22 protein-coding genes and 1 rRNA gene are annotated in these 20,254 nt (G+C 47.7%); 18 read left to right on the top strand and 5 right to left on the bottom strand.

The annotated features are described in order from the left end of the window. Positions 1–89: 89 nt before the first annotated feature. From BT105_RS13450 to BT105_RS13430, 5 genes are all read right to left on the bottom strand, one after another. Complete coding sequence (locus BT105_RS13450) at positions 90–1,211, bottom strand: acyltransferase family protein (protein WP_072301213.1); 1,122 nt, start codon at positions 1,209–1,211, stop codon at positions 90–92. Beyond that, a complete protein-coding gene (locus BT105_RS13445) occupies positions 1,204–1,596 on the bottom strand; it encodes a ribosomal maturation YjgA family protein (RefSeq protein ID WP_072301212.1) in 393 nt (130 codons plus the stop codon). The genes BT105_RS13450 and BT105_RS13445 overlap by 8 nt, the downstream gene beginning before the upstream one ends. Next, a complete protein-coding gene (gene hydF, locus BT105_RS13440; RefSeq protein ID WP_072301312.1) occupies positions 1,593–2,792 on the bottom strand; it encodes a [FeFe] hydrogenase H-cluster maturation GTPase HydF in 1,200 nt (399 codons plus the stop codon). Before hydF ends, BT105_RS13445 begins: the two co-directional genes overlap by 4 nt. A 120-nt stretch (positions 2,793–2,912) precedes the next feature. Continuing rightward, a complete protein-coding gene (locus tag BT105_RS13435; protein WP_072301211.1) occupies positions 2,913–4,088 on the bottom strand; it encodes an NAD(P)-dependent malic enzyme in 1,176 nt (391 codons plus the stop codon). An 80-nt stretch (positions 4,089–4,168) separates the two neighbouring features. Further along, entirely contained in the window at positions 4,169–5,113 is a 945-nt protein-coding gene (locus BT105_RS13430) for an L-lactate dehydrogenase (protein WP_072301210.1), read from the bottom strand. Positions 5,114–5,500: 387 nt separating this feature from the next. On the opposite strand from BT105_RS13430, the gene BT105_RS13425 reads away from it, so the two are divergent. The 18 genes from BT105_RS13425 to BT105_RS13340 form a co-directional block, all read left to right on the top strand. Then, positions 5,501–6,736: an argininosuccinate synthase gene (locus tag BT105_RS13425; RefSeq protein ID WP_072301209.1), complete on the top strand. Its 1,236-nt coding sequence runs from the start codon at positions 5,501–5,503 to the stop codon at positions 6,734–6,736. 174 nt (positions 6,737–6,910) lie between these two features. Further along, positions 6,911–7,330, top strand: coding sequence for a GNAT family N-acetyltransferase (locus tag BT105_RS13420; RefSeq protein WP_207646770.1), 420 nt, complete (start codon positions 6,911–6,913; stop codon positions 7,328–7,330). A 4-nt stretch (positions 7,331–7,334) separates the two neighbouring features. Next, a complete protein-coding gene (locus tag BT105_RS13415) occupies positions 7,335–7,778 on the top strand; it encodes a nucleoside deaminase (RefSeq protein WP_072301208.1) in 444 nt (147 codons plus the stop codon). A 165-nt stretch (positions 7,779–7,943) separates the two neighbouring features. Then, a complete protein-coding gene (gene argH / locus BT105_RS13410) occupies positions 7,944–9,323 on the top strand; it encodes an argininosuccinate lyase (protein WP_072301207.1) in 1,380 nt (459 codons plus the stop codon). Position 9,324: 1 nt separating this feature from the next. After that, entirely contained in the window at positions 9,325–9,576 is a 252-nt protein-coding gene (locus BT105_RS13405) for a hypothetical protein (RefSeq protein ID WP_072301310.1), read from the top strand. 141 nt (positions 9,577–9,717) lie between these two features. Then, positions 9,718–10,671 (top strand): N-acetyl-gamma-glutamyl-phosphate reductase, encoded by a 954-nt coding sequence (gene argC, locus BT105_RS13400; RefSeq protein WP_072301206.1) that lies wholly within the window; start codon positions 9,718–9,720, stop codon positions 10,669–10,671. Between the two features lie 40 nt (positions 10,672–10,711). Continuing rightward, positions 10,712–11,140: a contact-dependent growth inhibition system immunity protein gene (locus tag BT105_RS13395; RefSeq protein WP_028513863.1), complete on the top strand. Its 429-nt coding sequence runs from the start codon at positions 10,712–10,714 to the stop codon at positions 11,138–11,140. Further along, positions 11,127–12,422, top strand: coding sequence for a bifunctional glutamate N-acetyltransferase/amino-acid acetyltransferase ArgJ (gene argJ, locus BT105_RS13390; protein ID WP_072301205.1), 1,296 nt, complete (start codon positions 11,127–11,129; stop codon positions 12,420–12,422). The genes BT105_RS13395 and argJ overlap by 14 nt, the downstream gene beginning before the upstream one ends. A 7-nt stretch (positions 12,423–12,429) precedes the next feature. Then, on the top strand, positions 12,430–13,086 hold the full coding sequence (locus BT105_RS13385) for a hypothetical protein (RefSeq protein ID WP_072301204.1): 657 nt from the start codon (positions 12,430–12,432) through the stop codon (positions 13,084–13,086). Positions 13,087–13,103: 17 nt separating this feature from the next. Next, positions 13,104–13,850: a hypothetical protein gene (locus BT105_RS13380; RefSeq protein ID WP_072301203.1), complete on the top strand. Its 747-nt coding sequence runs from the start codon at positions 13,104–13,106 to the stop codon at positions 13,848–13,850. A 5-nt stretch (positions 13,851–13,855) separates the two neighbouring features. Further along, the gene (locus tag BT105_RS13375) at positions 13,856–14,704 is read left to right on the top strand and encodes a hypothetical protein (RefSeq protein WP_072301202.1); all 849 of its coding nucleotides are present in this window, start codon (positions 13,856–13,858) and stop codon (positions 14,702–14,704) included. Between the two features lie 16 nt (positions 14,705–14,720). Then, the gene (argB, locus tag BT105_RS13370; RefSeq protein WP_028513858.1) at positions 14,721–15,587 is read left to right on the top strand and encodes an acetylglutamate kinase; all 867 of its coding nucleotides are present in this window, start codon (positions 14,721–14,723) and stop codon (positions 15,585–15,587) included. A gap of 166 nt (positions 15,588–15,753) precedes the next feature. Then, positions 15,754–16,923, top strand: coding sequence for an aspartate aminotransferase family protein (locus tag BT105_RS13365; protein WP_072301201.1), 1,170 nt, complete (start codon positions 15,754–15,756; stop codon positions 16,921–16,923). Positions 16,924–16,925: 2 nt separating this feature from the next. Further along, on the top strand, positions 16,926–17,387 hold the full coding sequence (locus BT105_RS13360) for an LURP-one-related family protein (protein ID WP_072301200.1): 462 nt from the start codon (positions 16,926–16,928) through the stop codon (positions 17,385–17,387). Positions 17,388–17,414: 27 nt separating this feature from the next. Continuing rightward, positions 17,415–18,323: an ornithine carbamoyltransferase gene (gene argF / locus BT105_RS13355; RefSeq protein WP_028513855.1), complete on the top strand. Its 909-nt coding sequence runs from the start codon at positions 17,415–17,417 to the stop codon at positions 18,321–18,323. Positions 18,324–18,680: 357 nt separating this feature from the next. Beyond that, positions 18,681–19,178, top strand: coding sequence for a hypothetical protein (locus BT105_RS13350; RefSeq protein WP_072301199.1), 498 nt, complete (start codon positions 18,681–18,683; stop codon positions 19,176–19,178). Between the two features lie 14 nt (positions 19,179–19,192). Then, a complete protein-coding gene (locus BT105_RS13345; protein ID WP_072301198.1) occupies positions 19,193–19,618 on the top strand; it encodes a hypothetical protein in 426 nt (141 codons plus the stop codon). A 472-nt stretch (positions 19,619–20,090) separates the two neighbouring features. Next, positions 20,091–20,254 (top strand): 16S ribosomal RNA (locus BT105_RS13340); the annotation flags it as partial.

The raw sequence follows: 20,254 nt of genomic DNA, 5'->3' as shown, positions 1-20,254 counted from the left end.
GATGAATTTCAGCTGATGACTTTATTATTGCCCTTGGGGCTCAGTTTATACAACTTCATTTCATTATATGCTTTCGGGAGAGCTTTTGCTCATGCCGTTTTTTTCTGCGGAGATGTCTCCTTTTTGCTGAAAAAGCCGAATACAGCCTTTTCTGCCGCCTTTGCGATTACAAGTCTGTATACCACGGACGATATGAGTACGGCTGCTGCATAGCTGAGCCATACCGCCTTTGTGGAGTAATCGAGCCCCAGCCCTGCGTATTCGTCTATGGTGCGTATTGCGCACTGTACGGGGAAATGCACAAGGTATATCACTATGGAAAGGCTGCCCAGATACGTCAGAGGACGTATGCCGAGTACAGCTCCCAGCCACGGTATGAACAGCACTGCAAGTATCAGCGCGGGAGCGATACCGAGTATGAACGCCATGCGGAAATCTCCCATGAATTCGGGCTTGAAGCGCAGCACAAGGTAGCTTATTATCACAGCTCCCAGACAAACATAGCCCAGACGCTGATATCTGAATTTTTCTCTGTTCCTGTATATCGTGCAGAGTATGGCGCCTATGAAAAAGCAGGCGATCCCACGTCCCACAAGACTGTTCCACAGGGGATAGTCCACTTCCGAAAGAGTGATAGTCGTGCCCAGAAGAGCTGCTCCGAAGAATACATAGCAGCCGTGGCGCTCGTTCCTGACGCGGTAAAGTATCAGGTAAAACAGCAGATAGCACAGCATACATATGCTTATGCACCACGAGGGAGCGTCCAGCGACCAGTCTTTGCCGAATAAGCCGTCCTGCATGAGCAGGAGATTGTATATCAGGTGCTGAATGTCGAAATTTCCGTATACAAAGGTAGTTCCGCACTTGTGATAATAGGCGAGTTCAAGTATAATTGTGACCAGTGTGAAGAAAAGGAAAGGCGGATATATCTTCCGCAGACGCTTTACGATGAAATCGCGGAAGCTTATTTTGTGCCCGATTATCCTTTCCGAGTAGCCCAGCATCATACCGAAGCCCGACAGCATGAAGAAAAGCTCCACCATGAATGAGCCGTGTTTGTATGACATGGGAAATATCGAGAAGAAAGGGGAGCCGTTCTGTGGCTTGAAGTGCTGATAGTGCCAGAAAAAAGCTATGATACAGGCGCCGATGCCTTTAAGACCGTCAATGGCGCCGAGATGAGAGTCGTTTTTTGTTTGTTTTTCAGTCATTTGTTTTCCTCTTTTTCAGTTGTCGGTATAAGAATATCTCCAGCAGTGTAACGGCAGTTCCAACGGCATAGCACCATAGGTCCTCGGGAGCGTAGCTTGTGCCGATGATTATGCGGAGAAGCTCGTTTTTCACGCCGAGTATATCGGCGATATGAGCCTTTTGCAGGAACTCCACAGCGAATGAAAACGCCAGTATCCCCAGTGCAACGCCGTATGAATCGAACTTTTTTGGCACAAATGAGCGGAACAGGCAGTACAGCACCCAGACTATGATGACGTCGCCTACATAAGCGCGTATGAAGAAGTTGAAATAGAATACGCCTATGCAGACCTCCGCTGCTACAAGGAGCAGAAAGCCGATGATATAGGGCAGACGTGCTTTCATTCTATCTCTCCTGCAAGGTGTGGGAATATTCCCAGACTGCGCTTTAATATGCCGTTCATGAGGGCAAGGGCAATGCCGTAATTGGTGAAGGGCACGTTCTGGTCCTCGGCTGATTTGCGGCGGTAGGTCATTTCGCGTTCGCCAAGCATACAGCCTCCGCAGTGTATCACAAGGCTGTATTTGGACAAGTCCTCGGGGAACTCACGTCCTGAGCTCAGCTCGATATTCAGCTCCTTGCCTGTTGTCTTTTTCAGCAGGGCAGGCAGTTTAACACTGCCGATATCTCCGCATTGACGGTGATGAGTACAGCCCTCGGAAATGAGAACGGTATCCCCGTCTTTCAGCGTCTTTATTGCGGCTGCGCCCTTTACCGATGTTTCAAGGAAGCCCTTGTAACGTGCCATAAGTATCGAGAAAGAGGTGAGGGGGACAGTCTCGGGGACTATCTTGCTCACTATTGCGAATGCCTGACTGTCGGTGATGACCATTTTCGGCGGAGAGCTCAGCTTTCCGAGAGTTTCCGCAAGCTGGTGCTCCTTGGTGAATACTGCCATTGCGTTTGCGTCGAGAACGTCGCGGAGCGTCTGCACTTGGGGCAGTATCATTCGTCCCTTGGGAGCTGACTCGTCGATAGGAGTTACCAGCACGACCATATCACCTGTACTCAGCAGGTCGCCCACTATGCGCTTTTCCTGTGAGGGGAGCTTGGCAAGGGCGGCAATGCGCTCTTTCAGCTCGTATATATTTTCGCCTGTAAGGGCGCTGACTTCAAACTCGTTGTCCTGACAGACGCGCTTTGCGGCGATGTCGGACTTGTTGTAGACTGTGAGGTATGGGATATCCTTTTCCTTGAAAATGCCGATGAGCTGCTGCTCGGTGTCGGTAAGTCCCACAGTTCCGTCAACGATGAGCACAGCAAGGTCGGTGCGGTTGAGTATCTGCTTTGTTTTGCGGACTCTCAGCTCGCCGAGAGCTCCCTCGTCGTCGAAGCCCGGGGTGTCGATTATCACCACGGGACCGAGCGGGAGAAGCTCCATAGCCTTGGTGACAGGATCAGTTGTAGTGCCCTTGACGTCGGAGACTACGGACAGCTCCTGTCCCGTAACAGCGTTGACAACGCTGGATTTGCCTGCATTTCTCCGTCCGAAGAAGCCTATGTGGACTCTCTCCGAGGAGGGTGTATCATTCAAACTCATATTTATCATTCCTTTTTATTCCGTAGGGGACGGCGTAATAAACAATCAAGCCGCAGAGCGAAAAGCTCCACGGCTCAATTATATCATATATGCCTTTTTTCTGCAAGTACAATCGCACGCTTATATACGTGCAACGCCTGTTTCCTTGGCAGCCTGAGCAACAGCCTTTGCAACTGCCTGTGCTACGGATTTGTCCAGAGCGCTTGGGATAATGTAATCAGCGCTGAGCTTGTCGTCTGTAACGAATGAAGCAATAGCCTTAGCAGCAGCTATCTTCATAGCGTCGTTGATGTCGCTTGCACGAACGTCGAGAGCTCCGCGGAAGATGCCGGGGAATGCAAGTACGTTGTTTATCTGGTTCGGGAAGTCGCTTCTGCCTGTGCCGACTACTGCTGCGCCTGCTTCCTTGGCAAGGTCGGGCATTATCTCGGGAGTGGGGTTAGCCATGGGGAAGAGGATAGGCTTGTCAGCCATGCTCTTTACCATTTCGGGAGTTACGCAGCCGGGAGCCGATACGCCGATGAATACGTCTGCGCCCTTGATAACTTCTTCAAGGCTGCCCTTTCTCATCTGCTGGTTGGTTATCTCAGCCATTTCGTCCTTCATTGGGTTCATGCCCTCGGGACGTCCCTTGTAGATAGCGCCGTTTCTGTCGCAGAGAACAACGTCTTTAAGTCCCATAGAGATGAGGAGCTTGATGATAGCGATACCTGCTGCGCCTGCACCGCTTGTAACTACTCTTATCTCGTCCAGCTTCTTGCCTACTACCTTGAGAGCGTTGAGCATAGCTGCGAGAGTAACAACTGCTGTACCGTGCTGGTCGTCGTGGAATATCGGGATATCGCAGCACTCCTTAAGCTTCTTCTCTATCTCGAAGCAGCGGGGAGCGGAGATGTCTTCTAAGTTTACGCCGCCGAATGAGCCTGCAAGGAGACGAACTGTATTTACGATGTCGTCAACTTCCTTTGAACGAACGCAGAGCGGAACTGCGTCAACGTCGCCAAATGCCTTGAAGAGTGCGCACTTGCCCTCCATAACAGGCATACCTGCCTCAGGACCGATGTCGCCGAGACCGAGAACTGCTGTACCGTCTGTAACTACAGCAACGAGGTTGGAACGGCGTGTGAGCTCATAGCTCTTGTCAACGTCCTTCTGTATTTCAAGACAGGGCTGTGCAACGCCGGGGGTGTAAGCCAGTGAGAGGTCGTCTCTTGTTTCGAGGGGAGCACGGCAGATAACTTCTATCTTGCCCTGCCACTCATAGTGCTTTTTAAGTGATTCTTCTGCGTAATTCATGGGTTATATGTCCTTTCAGTTATTATTTCAAAAAAGCGGAGAACAGTGAGTTCTCCGCGTAAATGCTTATTTGCGGCTTCTCAGAACTGTATCTGGTCGATAACGCTTCTCAGTGCCTTTGCACTTGCCTGAAGCTTCTCTATCTCTGAGTCGGAAAGCTTAGGTGAAACTTCTCTTTCGATACCGTTGCTTCCGATAACGCATGGGAGACTGAGACATACGTCGTTGATGCCGTATCTGTCGTTTATCATTGTAGAAACTGTGAGAATGTTCTTTGCGTCACGGAGAACAGTGTCGCATATCTTGTTTACGCTCATTGCGATAGCGTAGAATGTAGCGCCCTTTCTCTTGATGACCTCTGCGCCTGCCTTGCGGACTTCGTCGAGGATCTCGTCCTCGTCAAGGTCTGCGTGATCCTGATCTGCGCAGTACTCGTCAACAGGAACTCCTGCGATGTTCATGATAGACCATGGGATAAATGAGGAATCGCCGTGCTCGCCGAATACGTAAGCGTGAATGCTGTTAGGGCTGAGACCTACGTGGTCAGCGATGATGGAACGGAGTCTTGAAGTATCAAGAGCTGTACCCGAGCCGATTACCTGATTCGGCTTGAGGTCTGTACACTTGAGGATAGTGTATGTAAGAACGTCAACAGGGTTGCTGACAACTACGTATATAGCGTCGGGAGCGTACTTAGCTATCTGAGGCATAACCTCCTTGATGATGTTTACGTTTATCTGTGCAAGGTCGAGACGTGTCTGACCGGGCTTTCTTGCGATACCGAGAGTAACAACAACGATATCGGAGTCCTTTGCGTCCTCGTACTCGCCGTCGAATATCTCGACGTTCTCACCAAAGGAAACGCCCTGACGGATATCCATAGCCTCGCCCTTAGCCTTAGCTTTGTTTATATCAACAAGAACGATATCGGAGCAGGTGCCTGCTACTGCGAATGTATAAGCAATAGAAGCGCCGACGTTGCCTGCGCCGAGTATAGTTATCTTTGTTCCGTTTTTCTCAGCCATAATGTAAACCTCCCAGTTTATTAAGCCAAAATTCATTATTTATCTTTCTTTAGCACTTTATAGAGCTATATGTATAACTTATTATAAACGGTAGATAAAAAAATATCAAGCAAATTAACAGGATTAGAATAAAAATCGGAAATTCATACAAAACACCGCAGGATTTAACAAGTCTTTTTAACTTTGGGGCTAATTGGCAGGGCAATTTCCGAAAAATAGGCACTTCACCTGTAGATTGAATAATATACGTATAAATGCGAATATTTTCAAAAATAATGAATATTTATGCAAATACCCTTGACAATATTTTGTTAAGTAGTATAATATACTTATATCGCAAATCCGCGCGGCTTGAAAAGCAGCGTTTATATTCAGGAGGTAATTACAATGGCTAACAAAAAGGATATCAAAAAGGTAGTTCTCGCATACTCAGGCGGACTTGATACTTCTATCATTATCCCGTGGCTCAAGGAAAACTACAATAACTGCGAAGTTATCGCTGTTTCAGGCGACGTAGGACAGGGCACAGAGCTTGACGGACTCGAGGAGAAGGCTATCAAGACAGGCGCTTCAAAGCTCATCATCGCTGACCTCAAGGAAGAGTTCATTCAGGACTACGTTTATCCTACAGTTCAGGCAGGAGCAATTTACGAGAACAGATATATGCTCGGTACTTCCTTTGCTCGTCCTATCATCGCAAAGCGTATCGCTGAGATCGCTCTTGAAGAAGGCGCTGACGCTATCTGCCACGGCTGCACAGGAAAGGGCAACGATCAGGTAAGATTCGAGCTTGCTATCAAGGCTTTCGCACCTGAAATGGCTATCATCGCTCCATGGAGAGAATGGGACATCAAGAGCCGTGACGAGGAGATTGATTATGCAGAGGCTCACAACATTCCTCTGAAGATAAACAGAGAGACAAACTACTCAAAGGACAAGAACATCTGGCACCTTTCACACGAAGGTCTCGACCTTGAGGATCCTGCAAACGAGCCACAGTACGAGAAGAAGGGCTTCCTTGAAATGGGCGTATCTCCAATCGACGCTCCTGACAAGCCTACATATATCACAATTCACTTCGAGAAGGGCGTTCCTACAATGCTGGACGGCAAGAAGCTCAACGGCGTTGAAATGGTATCAGCTCTCAACAAGCTTGGCGGCGAGAATGGTATCGGTCTTGCGGACCTCGTTGAGAACCGTCTCGTTGGTATGAAGTCCAGAGGCGTTTACGAGACTCCCGGCGGTGCAATCCTTTATCACGCTCACGAGGTTCTCGAAACAATCACTCTTGACAAGGAAACTGCACGTATCAAGCAGTACCTCAGCATCAAGTTCGCTGATATCGTATACAACGGTCAGTGGTTCACACCTCTCCGTGAAGCTCTCACAGCTTTCGTTGACAAGACACAGGAGAGAGTTACAGGCGACGTTAAGCTCAAGCTCTACAAGGGCAACATCATCAATGCAGGCGTAACTTCACCATACACACTCTATGATGAGGAAGTTGCTACATTCGATGAGGACGAGGTTTACAATCAGGCTGACGCAGCAGGATTCATCAACCTCTTCGGTCTCCCGATAAAGGTAAGAGCTCAGCTGGACAAGAAGAGAAACAACAAGTAATTCATTCTTGACATCAGAATAATCAGCAGTTTCAGGCAGGGGAGCCTATCTCCTGCCTGTTACGATTTAATAGAATGCATAATTCATAATGCATAATGCATAATTTAAGTGTTAGCTGAATGAATAATTATGAATTGAGCATTATGAATTATGAATTGAAAAAAGGAGGGCAGCATGGTAAAGGTAAGAGTTATGACCGTCAATGACTGGGAAGGAGTAAACGAGTGCTGGAAAGAGCATGAGGGCACAAATCCCGTGGACGACAGTCCCGAGGGCTTCGCAAGATATCTCGGACGTAATCCGGCAACGAGCTTCGTTGCCGAGGAAAACGGCAGGATAATCGGTACTATCCTCGCAGGTCACGACGGCAGACGCGGTATCTTTCACCATGTTGTAGTAGCTCCTGACCGCCGCGGACAAGGCATCGGCAGAATGCTGGTGGAAAGCGCTATGGAGGCTCTCAGAAAAGAGGGCATACAGAAAGTCCTGCTGGTGGTGTTCACACACAACGAAAACGGAAATCGGTTCTGGGAGCATATGGGCTTCACCGTCCGCGAGGACTTGTATTACCGCAACAAATACATCGAAATATAAAACTATGGATAAATTCATGAAGCTCGCCATTGATGAGGCGAGAGCAGGCATAAACGCAGGTCACGGCGGTCCTTTCGGCTGCGTCATCGTCAAAGACGGCGAGATAATCGGTCAGGGACACAATGAAGTCGTGAAAAGGCACGATTCCACCTGTCACGGCGAGATGATGGCTATCCGCGACGCCTGCAAAAAGACAGGCAGCCACGACCTTTCGGGCTGCGAGCTGTATACTACCGCAGAGCCCTGCCCCATGTGCGCAGGAGCTATAATGTGGGCGAATATCAAAAAGGTATACTACGGCTGCAATGTCAGCGATACCGACAGTATCGGCTTCCGCGACAAGCAGTTCTATGAAGCTCCCGAGGATATCTCGGAGGAGCTCCACCGCGAGGAATGCCTTGAGGTATTTACAGAGTACAAGGCATTGAAAAATAAAAAGCATTATTAACTTGTAGGGGCGCACAGTGTGCGCCCGTCAGTGAGCAATAAATCGGGACAACCGTAAATGTAGGGGGCGATGCCTACATCGCCCCGTTGATAAATAACGTAATTATGGGACGTCGAGGACGCCGTCCCCTACAAAAGCGAATGGCTACAACAAGGAGAGAAAAACATGGCAGATATGATGTGGGCAGGAAGATTTTCCAAGCAGGTGGACGAGGGCGTAAACGCTTTCAACTCTTCCATTGCCTTTGACGGACGTATGTACCGCCACGATATAAAGGGCAGTATCGCCCACGCTACTATGCTGGGAGACTGCGGCATTATCACCAAGGAGGACAGCCTCGAGATAATCGAGGGACTGAAGGGCATACTCGCCGATATCGACAGCGGCAAGCTGGAGCTCGATCCCAATGCCGAGGATATCCATATGTTCGTTGAGGCTGAGCTTACAAAGCGTCTCGGCGACGTAGGAAAGAGACTCCACACCTCACGTTCAAGAAACGATCAGGTGGCAGTTGACCTGAGACTTTATCTCCGCGACGAGATAGACGAAATATACGCTATGGTAAAGAAACTCGCTGTTACTCTGGTGAAAATGGCTAAGGAGCACACCGAGACCATAATGCCCGGCTATACTCACTTGCAGAGAGCACAGCCCATAACTCTCGCACATCACCTTATGGCGTATGTGTGGATGCTTCTCCGCGATATGGAAAGATTACAGGATACCGCAAAGAGAATGAACTACTGCCCTCTCGGCAGCGGCGCTCTTGCAGGTACTACATATAAGACCAACCGCAAGCAGACCTCGGAGCTCCTCGGCTTTACGGCTCCAATGCCCAACAGCCTTGACGGCGTTTCCGACAGAGACTACTGCGTGGAGCTCAACTGCGCACTGTCCCTGCTCATGACACACCTTTCAAGATTTTCCGAGGAAATAATCCTCTGGTGCTCGTGGGAGTTCAAGTTCGTGGAGCTAGACGACGCATTCGCTACAGGCTCGTCTATAATGCCCCAGAAGAAGAACCCCGACGTTACGGAGCTTATCCGCGGCAAGACAGGCAGAGTAAACGGCGACCTCATGACTCTCCTCACCATGATGAAAGGTCTGCCACTTGCATACAACAAGGATATGCAGGAGGACAAGGAGGCTATCTTCGACGCAGTTGACAATGTAAAGCTCTGCGTAAAGACATTCACTCCCATGCTTGCAACAATGCGCGTTCTAAAGGACAACATGAGAAACGCAGCAGCAAGAGGCTTCATAAACGCTACGGACTGCGCTGACTATCTCGTTAAAAAGGGTATGCCTTTCCGTGACGCATACAAGATAACAGGAACTCTCGTTGCTCAGTGCATAGAAAAGGGACTTACTCTTGAAACACTGCCTATCGCCGACTATAAGGCAATGACAGACCTCTTTGACAAGGACGTATATCAGGCTATCAGCCTTGATACCTGCGTCCGCGAGAGAAAGTCCGAGGGCGGTCCGTCGCCTGACGCTGTTAAGGAGCAGATAGCTCTTGCAGAAAAGGCACTGGGACTCTGATATGAAGAAAAAAGACGTGACTTTTACCATAGGACTTACCATTCTTATGGGAGTCATATGGGCTGTGGGTGAGCTTGTAATGGGACTGTGGCTTGCAGTTGTCCCCAGCGCCCATATATTCTGGTTCGCACTGATAGTTATAATAACCCTTGGCATAAGCGTATGGCACTCAATGATAGAGGACAATTCAGATTTGGAAGATCCCAAGCGTGCCAAGTACGAGCGCAAGGTCAATAAGCGCAAAAAGAACTAAGAATTAAGAACTAAGAATTTGTAGGGGACGCCGCCCTCGGCGTCCCGATAATGGAATTAGTGTTAATGTATTATGGATAGAAAACAGACTTAGTTCTTAGATCTTAGATCTTAGTTCTAAGTGAAAACGGAGGAAAACAATATGTCAGTAAAAATCTACATAGACGGTCAGGAAGGTACAACAGGTCTTAAAATACAGGAGCGTTTCAAGGACAGAAACGACCTTGAGATAATGAAGATCAGCGAGGAGCTGAGAAAAGATCCTGCGGAGCGTGCTCGTCTTATAAACAGTGCAGACTATGTATTCCTCTGCCTGCCCGACGCCGCTTCTATCGAGGCTGTTTCGTTTATCGACAAGGACAACGACCATGTCCGTATCATCGACGCTTCTACAGCTCACCGTACAAATCCCGACTGGGCTTATGGTTTTCCCGAGCTCTCACCTGCTCACAGGGAAAAGATAATCAAGTCCAACAGGGTTGCAGTTCCCGGCTGTTACGCAAGCGGCTTTGCTTCAATAGTTTATCCGCTGGTAAGCAACGGCATTATCCCTGCTGATTTCCCTGTATTCGCTTATGCTACATCGGGCTACAGCGGAGCAGGCAAAAAGGCTATCGCAGTTTACGAGGGCGACGACAAGCCTTTCGAGTTCAACAGCCCACGTCAGTATGCGCTCTCTCAGCAGCACAAGCACCTGCCTGAGATGAAAGCCGTATCGGGACTTACCTACACACCTATGTTCAACCCTATGGTGTGCGACTATTTCAGCGGCATGGTAGTAAGTGTGCCAATACAGACAAGAATGCTTGACAAGAAAGTGACTGCACAGCAGGTGCACGAGATGTACGCAAAGCACTATGCAGGAGCTAATATGATAGAGGTAATGCCTCTTATGTCCGCAGACGAGCAGAAGGCGTTCTTCCTTGCTTCAAACACTCTCAGCGGACAGAACAAAATGCAGGTTTTCGTATTCGGAAACGACGAACAGATATTACTCTGCTCACGCCTTGACAACCTCGGAAAGGGTGCCAGCGGAGCAGCAGTACAGTGCCTTAATATTATGATGGGCATAGACGAGACAACAGGACTTGTCTGAGCCTTATGATGTTACTTCAATTATATCGGGGGGAAGTAAAATGAGCAAAACACTTAAAGAGATCTATGAGTATGACCTCATCGAGGACGACGGCATAGATTACACCGTTGATGAGTGGTTCAACACTATCATGGCGAAAACAAAGGATCAGCTTACAGTATCAGATGTCAGCCGTATGCTTCGTCAGAAGATATGCTCACGCGTGGCTATAAAGAGAGCCATTGAGTTCCTCAACGACGATCCGTTTATCGGCGAGATGTTTGAAGGTCAGCTGATGTACAACCTCTATGCAGGAAAGGAAAAATACCTCAAGCTCTTCTATCAGCAGATGAGACCAATGCTGGAGAACGCAGGTCTTATGGCTAAGTCCCACCACTGGGGCTCTGAGGAGGAGAGGACCGAATATATGGACATAATTGCGAAATTTGCGCAGAAGATCAAGGAGGAAACAGATAATGAAGCTTGTTGAAGTTAAGGGCATAACCTTTGTTGAGGGCGGCGTCTGCGCTGCCAAGGGATTCAGAGCCAACGGCGTACAGTGCGGTCTTGCGCACAAGCCTCTCGGCGAAATGGCAGAGGCTAATGCGGCTGCAAACAACGCTATCCCCGCAGCAAAGAAGAAAAACGACCTTGCACTCATCGTTGCAGATAAGATGTGCGAGGCTGCCGCAGTATACACCACAAACAAGGTAAAGGGCGCTCCCATACTTGTTACAAAGGAGCATATCCGCGACGGCAAGGCAAGAGCTGTTATCGTGAACTCGGTAAATGCCAACACCTGCAATCCCGACGGCGTAGAAAAGGCTGTAAAGATGTGTCAGCTGGCTGCAAAGTCTCTCGGTATCGATGAGAAGGACGTTATCGTAGCTTCTACAGGCGTTATCGGTCAGGTGCTCCCTATCGAGCCTATTGCAAACGCTATGGACGGTCTTGCAGAGGGACTTACCTATGACGGTAACAAGAGAGCTCTCGAAGCTATCATGACTACAGATACAGCCGAAAAGGAGATCGCTGTACAGTTCGAGCTGGGCGGAAAGACCTGCACTATGGGCGGTATGCTCAAGGGCAGCGGCATGATACACCCGAATATGGCTACAACACTTACATTCCTTACAACTGACGCCGCTATCTCTTCCGAGATGATACAGCGTGCCCTCAGCGATATCGTAAAGGTAACTCTCAACAGAGCAAGCGTTGACGGCGATACTTCAACAAACGACATGGTTTGTATCATGGCTTCGGGCGACGCAGGCAACAAGCCTGTCACAAACGACGACGGAGATTTCGAGAAGTTCAGACACGCTCTCTACGCTATAATGATGAATCTTGCACGTATGATGGCTCGTGACGGCGAGGGCGCTACAAAGCTCATCGAGTGCGCTGTAAAGGGCGCCGATACAGACGCTGTTGCAGAAAAAGTTGCAAAGTCCATTATCGGTTCCAGCCTTATCAAGGCTATGATATTCGGCGAGGACGCCAACGCAGGCAGAATTTTCTGTGCTCTGGGCTATTCCGACGCTGACTTCGACATCTCAAAGGTAGATATCGAAATGGCTTCTGACGGCGGAGTTATCCAGCTGGGCAAGAAGGGCTGCGTAATAGAGTTCTCAGAGGAGCTTGCAGCGCGTATCCTTAAGGAAGAGGAGATAAAGATACTGGTATCTCTCGGCGACGGCAAGGGCAGAGCCATTGCATGGGGCTGTGACCTTACCTATGATTACGTCAAGATAAACGGAGACTACAGAAGCTAAAACTTCTATGAACAAGAAAAAGCTTTACGGCACAGATATCGAGTCGCTTTTCTCCGGATATCTCATGGACGGGGAGTACATCATCTGGTGTCAGCCCGCCTCTGAAAAAGCTTCGCTGACCGACAGAAGAGTCATCGAGCCGCCCTCAAAGAACAGAGAATTTAAAAGCGGTCTGTCTTTTGTGGCAGTTGGAATAATATTTATTCTGATAAACCTTTTCAGCCATGATAATCATCCTATCTGTTATTTCTTTATGATGATATTTATTATTGTCGGTCTTTATATGATGACAGGCTTTTCTGCGGGCAATAAGCGGGGCGCATATGCCATAACCAATATCCGCGGAATTTCTCTTGAAAATGAAGGACGTCCGAGATATGTCTATCTGAAGGACGTACTCAGCGTTCAGATATATATGCTGAACGAGGAAAAGAACATCGGCTTGCTGAGACTTTTTACCCAATTTGATATTGCGGCGCACAAAATAGAGCTTGTTGAGTTCTATGCGATAGATTCGCCTGTCATGGCTGACAGGATAGCCCGCAAGCAGATATCCATAGTCAAAAGAGACAACGGTCTGGAGGATATCGTTCCCGAAGATACAGGCAAAGTGGTGCATACATATGGCTCACGGCGTTTAAGTCGCATGAAACGAAGAAAATAAGCGGAGGAGGTGCATAGATGTTCGGAAGAAGAAAAGAAGAGGACTACGATGAATATAATGAAAGGTACGCCGCTAAGTACGACGACGATTATATTGCTCCCAAAAAGGAATACCGCAGGGAGTGCGAACACAGCCACGAGCAGTCCTACAGCAATATAAATACAGTTGCGGAATGTGACCACAGTCACGAACAGACCTACAATGACGCGGACTCCGAACAGCACTCCTACGACAGCTATGCTTCTCTTGAAAGCCGCTTTCAGCCGTATCTCGCACCAAACGAACATCTGCTGTGGGTTGGCGGATACGACAAGCTGTCTCCCAAGCCTCCGCAGGAGCGGAAAGCCGACAAAAAGCGCAATGCCATACTGATAATAATCTCATTTGTGCTTATGGTCACAGGAATCAAGGTGTGTCCGCTGTTCATGATAGGTCTTGTGATGTTCATGCTGACAAGTATCGCGGCGTCGGGAGGCTTCCAGACGGGAGTTCACGCCATTACCGATATGAGAGTCATCAATATCAAGAACAACAGACCGCAGTTCGTTTTCCTTGCGGAGATATACAATATCAGTGCTGTTACAGGCAGCAATAACAAGGGATACATAAATTATTCCACCAGACGTCCCGTCCGTGCAGGACAGCCTATGCAGAACGGTCAGTACAGATCGGGCATGACAGGCATAAACGATCCCCAGAGAGTCAAAAGGATACTACAGGACGCTGTTCACGGCGCAATTGCAAATGGAACTCAGGGCAGGTGAGGCTGATGTTCGGGAAGAAGAAAGAAGAAGACTGGGAATATATCAGTGCCGAGGATTACTTTGATGAAAATGAGTACGGCAGGATAATGACGGAAGAGGAAAAAAGGGAGAAAGCAATAAAAGCTAACACCGATACAGAATATCTAAAAAACCTGTTCAGACCTAACCTTATGTTTGACGAACAGCTGCTATGCGTTATCGGCGGCGGCAAAGGAAAGACCGAAGATCCTTTGGAAAGCGGTAAAAATCAAAGAAAACTCATAAAAAACAATTATATTACTATAGCAATTGTTATATTTATCTTTGCTTTAACTCTTTATGTGATCTTTTGTAATGCCAGTTCTTTGATCGTTGAGATTCTTTTGCTTTTGATGTTTGGTTTCCCTGCCGCAGTAGTTATCGGAGTGATAGTAACTGTAATAGAGAGCTTGAATTCAGACGTTAATGGTGTAAATTACGCTATAACCGACAAAAGGATAATCTCCGACGGATATGGACAGGTAAAAACGCTGTCTCTCGGCGACATCACAAGTACAAGCGCAAGTATTACCAGCGGAAGCAAGGGAAAGATAACTGTCAAGGCAAACAGATATGAAGGCAGAAGTATGCTTTTTATTTTGGTGATATCAAATGTAAATGAACCATTTCGTGTGAAGCATATACTCGATAATGCAATAGAAAATTATAAAGCGGGCGGAATGGATTATAAAAAAGAAAGTTCAGACGGCAGTAAGCCCGAATATGTTCCGCAGACTCGAAAAAAGCTGCATAAAGATGACGTTCCGCTGACAATGTACGATAAGAAAATAAGAACTCCGTATAATTCACGAAGTTCAGATGATATAAATGATTAAAAGGAAGTAAAGTAAGATGGAAAAGATCTCAAACAACGATAAATCGCAGGTGCTTATTGACGCCCTGCCTTATATCCAGAAGTACAATAACAAGATACTTGTTATCAAGTACGGCGGAAACGCTATGACCAACAAGGAACTCAAGGACGCTGTTATGACAGATATCGTTCTCCTTTCGCTGGTAGGCGTAAAGGTAGTTCTGGTACACGGCGGCGGTCCCGAGATAAGCGATATGCTCAAGAAGCTCAATATCGAGAGCCGCTTCGTGAACGGTCTGCGCTATACTGACGACGCAACTGTTGACGTGGTAAAAATGGTGCTCTCGGGCAAGGTCAACAAGGAACTGGTACAGCTTCTTGCACAGCACAAGGGCAGCGCAGTAGGTCTTTGCGGTATCGACGGCGAAATGCTCATGGCTGAAAAGAAAAAGACCGACGACGGTCAGGACCTTGGCTGGGTAGGCGAGATAACAAAGGTAAATACAAAGCCTATCACAGACGCTTTGGCTAACGGCAATATCCCCGTAATAGCTACAGTTGCTACCGACGAGGAGGGCAACACCTACAACATCAACGCCGATACAGCCGCTGCAAGAATAGCTGCCGAGCTTGGCGCAGAGAATCTTATCCTTATGACAGATATCGCAGGACTTCTCCGCGATAAGGACGATCCGTCCACACTTATCCCCGAGGTAAACGTCAGCGAGGTGCCTTTCCTGAAAATGCAGGGTATCATCTCAGGCGGCATGATACCAAAGATAGACTGCTGCGTAGAGGCTGTAAGACGCGGCGTAAGCAAGACTGTTATCATCGACGGAAGAGTACCTCATTCTATCCTCATCGAGATACTTTCCAATGAAGGAATCGGTACACAGTTTGTATAATTAGGTTCTATATTTACAACTCTCTGTAAAATTATTTACTTGTATACAAAAAATTTACTTATTATAAGTATAGTTTGATTGATTGCGACTGCCTTTCAGCGCTATAATAATAGTGTGTCTGAAAAGTTCTGTAACTCCAAGGCAGTCTGCCCCAAGGAGGAATTTTATGAATACCATAGATAAATTCAACTCGCACGTTATGCAGTCCTACGGACGCTACCCTCTCGTTATGGAGCAGGGCAGCGGCAGACGCTGTAAGGACGAAAACGGCACGGAATACATTGACTTCGGAAGCGGTATCGGTACCAATTCCCTCGGCTACTGCGACGAAAAATGGGCTGACGCTGTATGCGCTCAGGTAAGAACACTCCAGCACAGCTCCAATTACTACTACACAAAGGTTCAGGCGGATTTCGCCGAAAGGCTCTGTGACATCACAGGCTACAAGTCGGTGTTCTTCTGCAACAGCGGCGCAGAGGCAAACGAGTGCGCTATCAAGGTGGCAAGGAAGTACAGCTTCGATAAATACGGCAAGGGCAGACATACTATTATTACCCTTGTTAATTCCTTCCACGGCAGAACTATCGCTACTCTTTCCGCTACAGGTCAGGACGTATTCCATAACTACTTCTTTCCGTTCGTAGACGGTTTCGTGAACGTAAAGGCAAACGACATCAGCGACCTGAAGGCTAAGCTTGAGGACAAGACAGTTTGTGCGGTAATGCTTGAATACGTTCAGGGCGAGGGCGGCGTCAATAAGCTCGATAAGGAGTTCGTAGACGCGGTGTATGAGCTTTGCGCTCCCAAGGATATACTTGTTATAGCCGACGAGATACAGACAGGCGTCGGACGTACAGGCAAATTCCTTGCAGGAGATAACTTCGGCAGAAAAGCCGATATCACTACTCTGGCAAAGGGCATCGCAGGCGGACTGCCTATGGGAGCTTGTCTCGTCAATGAAAAATGCAGCGGAGTTCTCACAGCAGGTACTCACGGCTCTACCTTCGGCGGCAATCCTATCGCCTGTGCAGGCGGTCTTGCAGTGCTCGACAGGTTAGAGAGCGAGGGCTTCCTCGATGATGTGTGCAAAAAGAGCGAGCTTATCAGGACAGAGCTTGAAAAGTGCAGCGAGGTAGAGGCTGTAACAGGTCTCGGTCTCATGATAGGCATAAAGCTTAAAAGCAAGGACGCTCACGATGTGGCACAAAAGGCTCTTGATAAGGGGCTTCTGATCCTCACTGCCAAGGAAAAGGTAAGACTTCTTCCACCGCTGACTATATCCTACGACGAGCTAAAGGACGGACTGAAAATTCTGATAGAGATACTGGAGGAATGATCATGGAGCTAAGAGTAATCGGTAAAGGCGCAAAATATACTGTAGTAGACAAAGATGACCGCCTTCTCTATAATATCAAGAAAAAAGGCTTCAGTGCCCGTTATAATCTTATGGACGCAAGCAATTACAACCTCTATACTCTCGTTCAGACAGGCGACGCAAAGAGACCGAGCTTCACAATAATCCTCAATGACAACGTATTCATGACAATGGAGTGTACCTCTATGTTCCTTGATCCTACCATTAAGGTAAGACACAAGACCATGCACTTTGAGATCTCCAGCAAGGACAGAAAGGAATTCGACATAATCCTCGACGGAAACAATGTAGGTCATATCCAGAGCCTTGTGGGAGTAAACGGCGAGATGCAGTTCCATATAAACGTGGATAACAAGGCTTTCGATGATTATATACCGCTGTTTGCAGTGGCTATAGATAAGGCGTTCACAGAAATGAACAGATGATTTTTTGATTAAGAAAGGATAGAAAATATGAAACACTTACTTAAAATGCTCGACCTGAGCACAGAAGAGATAATCGAGATACTTAACCTTGCTGACCAGCTCAAGTATGAGCTCAAGCACGGTATCCCACACCCACACCTCAAGGGCAAGACTCTCGGAATGATATTCCAGAAGGCTTCCACACGTACCCGTGTATCCTTTGAGACAGGTATGTACCAGCTGGGCGGATATCCGCTGTTCCTCTCCTCAAACGACCTCCAGATAGGACGCGGAGAGCCTGTACAGGATACAGCAAGAGTTCTCTCACGTTACCTTGACGGTATCATGATACGTACATTCGAGCAGAAGGAAGTCGAGGACCTTGCAGAATACGGCTCTATTCCGATAATCAACGGTCTTACAGACTTCTGCCACCCTTGTCAGGTACTTGCCGACCTTATGACTATCCGCGAGTTCAAGGGCAGCTTCGACGGTCTGAAGATGTGCTTCATCGGCGACGGAAACAACATGGCAAACTCCCTTATCGTAGGCTGCTTAAAGGTAGGCATGAGCGTGTCTATCGCTTGCCCTGACGACTATCAGCCTCCAAAGGAGATACTTGACTTTGCAAAGGGCTACGGCGACAAGTTCGAGATGACAAATGTTCCTATGCAGGCTGCAAAGGGCGCAGACGTACTTATCACAGACGTATGGGCTTCTATGGGACAGGAAGGCGAAGCTGAGAAGCGCAAGAAGGCTTTCGCAGGCTACCAGATAAACGATGAGCTCATGGTACAGGCAAACGAGGGCGCAATGGTTCTCCACTGTCTCCCTGCACACCGCGAGGAGGAGATAACAGAGAAGGTATTCGAGGCTCACGCAAACGAGATATTCGAGGAAGCCGAGAACCGTCTCCACGCTCAGAAGGCAGTAATGGTAAAGCTCATGGCGAACTGAGCCGTTAGCTGAAAATCGTCTGAGCATATAAACGGGATTCCAAAGGGACTGTGTTCCTTTGGCAGAGTCCAGAGGCGGCGCCTCTGGTGGGGTGTGGGGCAAAGCCCCACAGTTACGAAGCGCTCCGCAAGGGTGAATTTCAAAAACAGTCCAGTGGACTGTTTTTGAAAGAGGGACGCCCTGCAAGAGAGGGCGTCCTTTGATAATCTTACGAATGGATTATGTAAGTGAATAAAATTCAGCGGATATCATTAAGATATCCGCTTTTTTATTGACAAATCGCCGCAAAAATGGTATTATTTCATTATAGGAACAGTAAGGGACTGTTCGCTTTTGGTAATTAAAGCGGGGGAGATTATGAAAAAGCTGAAAGTATCGTATATACCGCCTTTGGCGATAAAGATATCTATACTGATATGGGCAGCTGTAGTCTGTACAGTTGTGTACTTCACAGACGAGATAGGTCTGCCCATAGGCATACTGCTGGGACTCGCCGCCTATGTTGCCTTTTCAAATATGGGCACTACGGTGGAGTTCGGCAGCGGAAGCGTTATCAACTGCAAATACCTCTTTTATAAATGGAAGATAAACCTTGATAATATCGAAAACTTTTCCTATTCCATAGGTGCTCATCTTGCAGGCAGCAACAGCTATTCCTTTGACGTGCGATTCCATTATAATGAGAACGGCGTTGAGGACTGCTACAAGCTCAACACCAAGATAGGCCGTGAGGATATCAGGAGGTGTATGGACGGCGAGTCCAGCAAGCTTGAGATAATGCAGATATACCGCTATGCGGAGCGCCTTTATCCCGAAAAGGCAAAGGGCTATGTACAGCCCGAGAGCATATTCTGACCATGAGGTGAAACATGAGAGATATAATACTTGCCTGCATTGGCATAGTAACAGCCGCAGCAGGATGCGTCTATCTTGCGCGGCTTCTTTATTATAAGAAGTTCGGCGTTATCGCAAAAGCCGAGGTGCTTGAAGCCAAAGAGGTAATAAAGAAAAAGGGCATTGTTCTGGAGAGTGTGGCGTTCAAGAGCAGCCGCGCAGATAACTACGTCCATATCATGAAGTACGATATCGGCGGCAAGACCTATGAGGTTCAGGACAAGGCAGGCTATACACAGCCCTTAAAGGTAGGCTCAACTCATCTTATCCTCTGCGATCCCAAAGAACCCGAGAAGTTCAAGTTCGAGGAGGACGTCCAGAAGCATATAACCATAGCAGGAGCCCTTGTGGCTATGGCAGTGGTGTTTGCAGGGAGATTTATATATTCGTACCTGCATTAACAGGCTATAGCGATATATAAAAAACACAATATGGGAAATTATACATAAAAAGCGCCCGATTCAACGGCGCTTTTTTTAGTTGACAAAGGCTGAAAATGGTGCTATAATATAAAAGCTGTCGGACGAGAGGACAAACGGTAAGACTGGTGATACAGCGCGGGAGTTCGGGCGAAAGACAGATATCACGAAAAAGTTTTTTGAAAAAATTCAAAAAACCTCTTGACAAAAGAGAAAATAAGTGATATAATATTAAAGCTGTCCCGCGAGGGAGACTGAGCGGAGAGAGCGAACAGCATCTTGAAAATTGAACAATGCGAAGAAAAAAAGTAACGACCCTTGAGATTCCTTTGCTAAGTTGAAAGACTTAGGAAAGAAAGTCAAGAAAAGACTAAAAAACACATTGAAGTAATAACGCAAGCGTTATGAACTGGATCAGATATTTTAGGATGGAAACATTCTGATATATACAACTTTAATAAAGAGTTTGATCCTGGCTCAGGACGAACGCTGGCGGCACGCTTAACACATGCAAGTCGAACGGAGATATTTTGAGTTTACTTAGGATATCTTAGTGGCGGACGGGTGAGTAACACGTGAGCAACCTGCCTTGGAGAGAGGGATAGCTTCTGGAAACGG

It is taken from the genome of Ruminococcus flavefaciens (assembly GCF_900119075.1).
Classification (GTDB): domain Bacteria; phylum Bacillota; class Clostridia; order Oscillospirales; family Ruminococcaceae; genus Ruminococcus; species Ruminococcus flavefaciens_Q.
Note: the sequence above shows the minus strand (reverse complement) of the source record. Positions and strands in the feature narration are given on the sequence as shown.

Bases quoted from the DNA above. Each gene is read 5' to 3' on its own strand.
- BT105_RS13450 (WP_072301213.1), bottom strand. From the start codon at position 1,211: ATGACTGAAAAACAAACAAAAAACGACTCTCATCTCGGCGCCATTGAC.
- BT105_RS13445 (WP_072301212.1), bottom strand. From the start codon at position 1,596: ATGAAAGCACGTCTGCCCTATATCATCGGCTTTCTGCTCCTTGTAGCA.
- hydF (WP_072301312.1), bottom strand. From the start codon at position 2,792: ATGAGTTTGAATGATACACCCTCCTCGGAGAGAGTCCACATAGGCTTC.
- BT105_RS13435 (WP_072301211.1), bottom strand. From the start codon at position 4,088: ATGAATTACGCAGAAGAATCACTTAAAAAGCACTATGAGTGGCAGGGC.
- BT105_RS13430 (WP_072301210.1), bottom strand. From the start codon at position 5,113: ATGGCTGAGAAAAACGGAACAAAGATAACTATACTCGGCGCAGGCAAC.
- BT105_RS13425 (WP_072301209.1), top strand. From the start codon at position 5,501: ATGGCTAACAAAAAGGATATCAAAAAGGTAGTTCTCGCATACTCAGGC.
- BT105_RS13420 (WP_207646770.1), top strand. From the start codon at position 6,911: ATGGTAAAGGTAAGAGTTATGACCGTCAATGACTGGGAAGGAGTAAAC.
- BT105_RS13415 (WP_072301208.1), top strand. From the start codon at position 7,335: ATGGATAAATTCATGAAGCTCGCCATTGATGAGGCGAGAGCAGGCATA.
- argH (WP_072301207.1), top strand. From the start codon at position 7,944: ATGGCAGATATGATGTGGGCAGGAAGATTTTCCAAGCAGGTGGACGAG.
- BT105_RS13405 (WP_072301310.1), top strand. From the start codon at position 9,325: ATGAAGAAAAAAGACGTGACTTTTACCATAGGACTTACCATTCTTATG.
- argC (WP_072301206.1), top strand. From the start codon at position 9,718: ATGTCAGTAAAAATCTACATAGACGGTCAGGAAGGTACAACAGGTCTT.
- BT105_RS13395 (WP_028513863.1), top strand. From the start codon at position 10,712: ATGAGCAAAACACTTAAAGAGATCTATGAGTATGACCTCATCGAGGAC.
- argJ (WP_072301205.1), top strand. From the start codon at position 11,127: ATGAAGCTTGTTGAAGTTAAGGGCATAACCTTTGTTGAGGGCGGCGTC.
- BT105_RS13385 (WP_072301204.1), top strand. From the start codon at position 12,430: ATGAACAAGAAAAAGCTTTACGGCACAGATATCGAGTCGCTTTTCTCC.
- BT105_RS13380 (WP_072301203.1), top strand. From the start codon at position 13,104: ATGTTCGGAAGAAGAAAAGAAGAGGACTACGATGAATATAATGAAAGG.
- BT105_RS13375 (WP_072301202.1), top strand. From the start codon at position 13,856: ATGTTCGGGAAGAAGAAAGAAGAAGACTGGGAATATATCAGTGCCGAG.
- argB (WP_028513858.1), top strand. From the start codon at position 14,721: ATGGAAAAGATCTCAAACAACGATAAATCGCAGGTGCTTATTGACGCC.
- BT105_RS13365 (WP_072301201.1), top strand. From the start codon at position 15,754: ATGAATACCATAGATAAATTCAACTCGCACGTTATGCAGTCCTACGGA.
- BT105_RS13360 (WP_072301200.1), top strand. From the start codon at position 16,926: ATGGAGCTAAGAGTAATCGGTAAAGGCGCAAAATATACTGTAGTAGAC.
- argF (WP_028513855.1), top strand. From the start codon at position 17,415: ATGAAACACTTACTTAAAATGCTCGACCTGAGCACAGAAGAGATAATC.
- BT105_RS13350 (WP_072301199.1), top strand. From the start codon at position 18,681: ATGAAAAAGCTGAAAGTATCGTATATACCGCCTTTGGCGATAAAGATA.
- BT105_RS13345 (WP_072301198.1), top strand. From the start codon at position 19,193: ATGAGAGATATAATACTTGCCTGCATTGGCATAGTAACAGCCGCAGCA.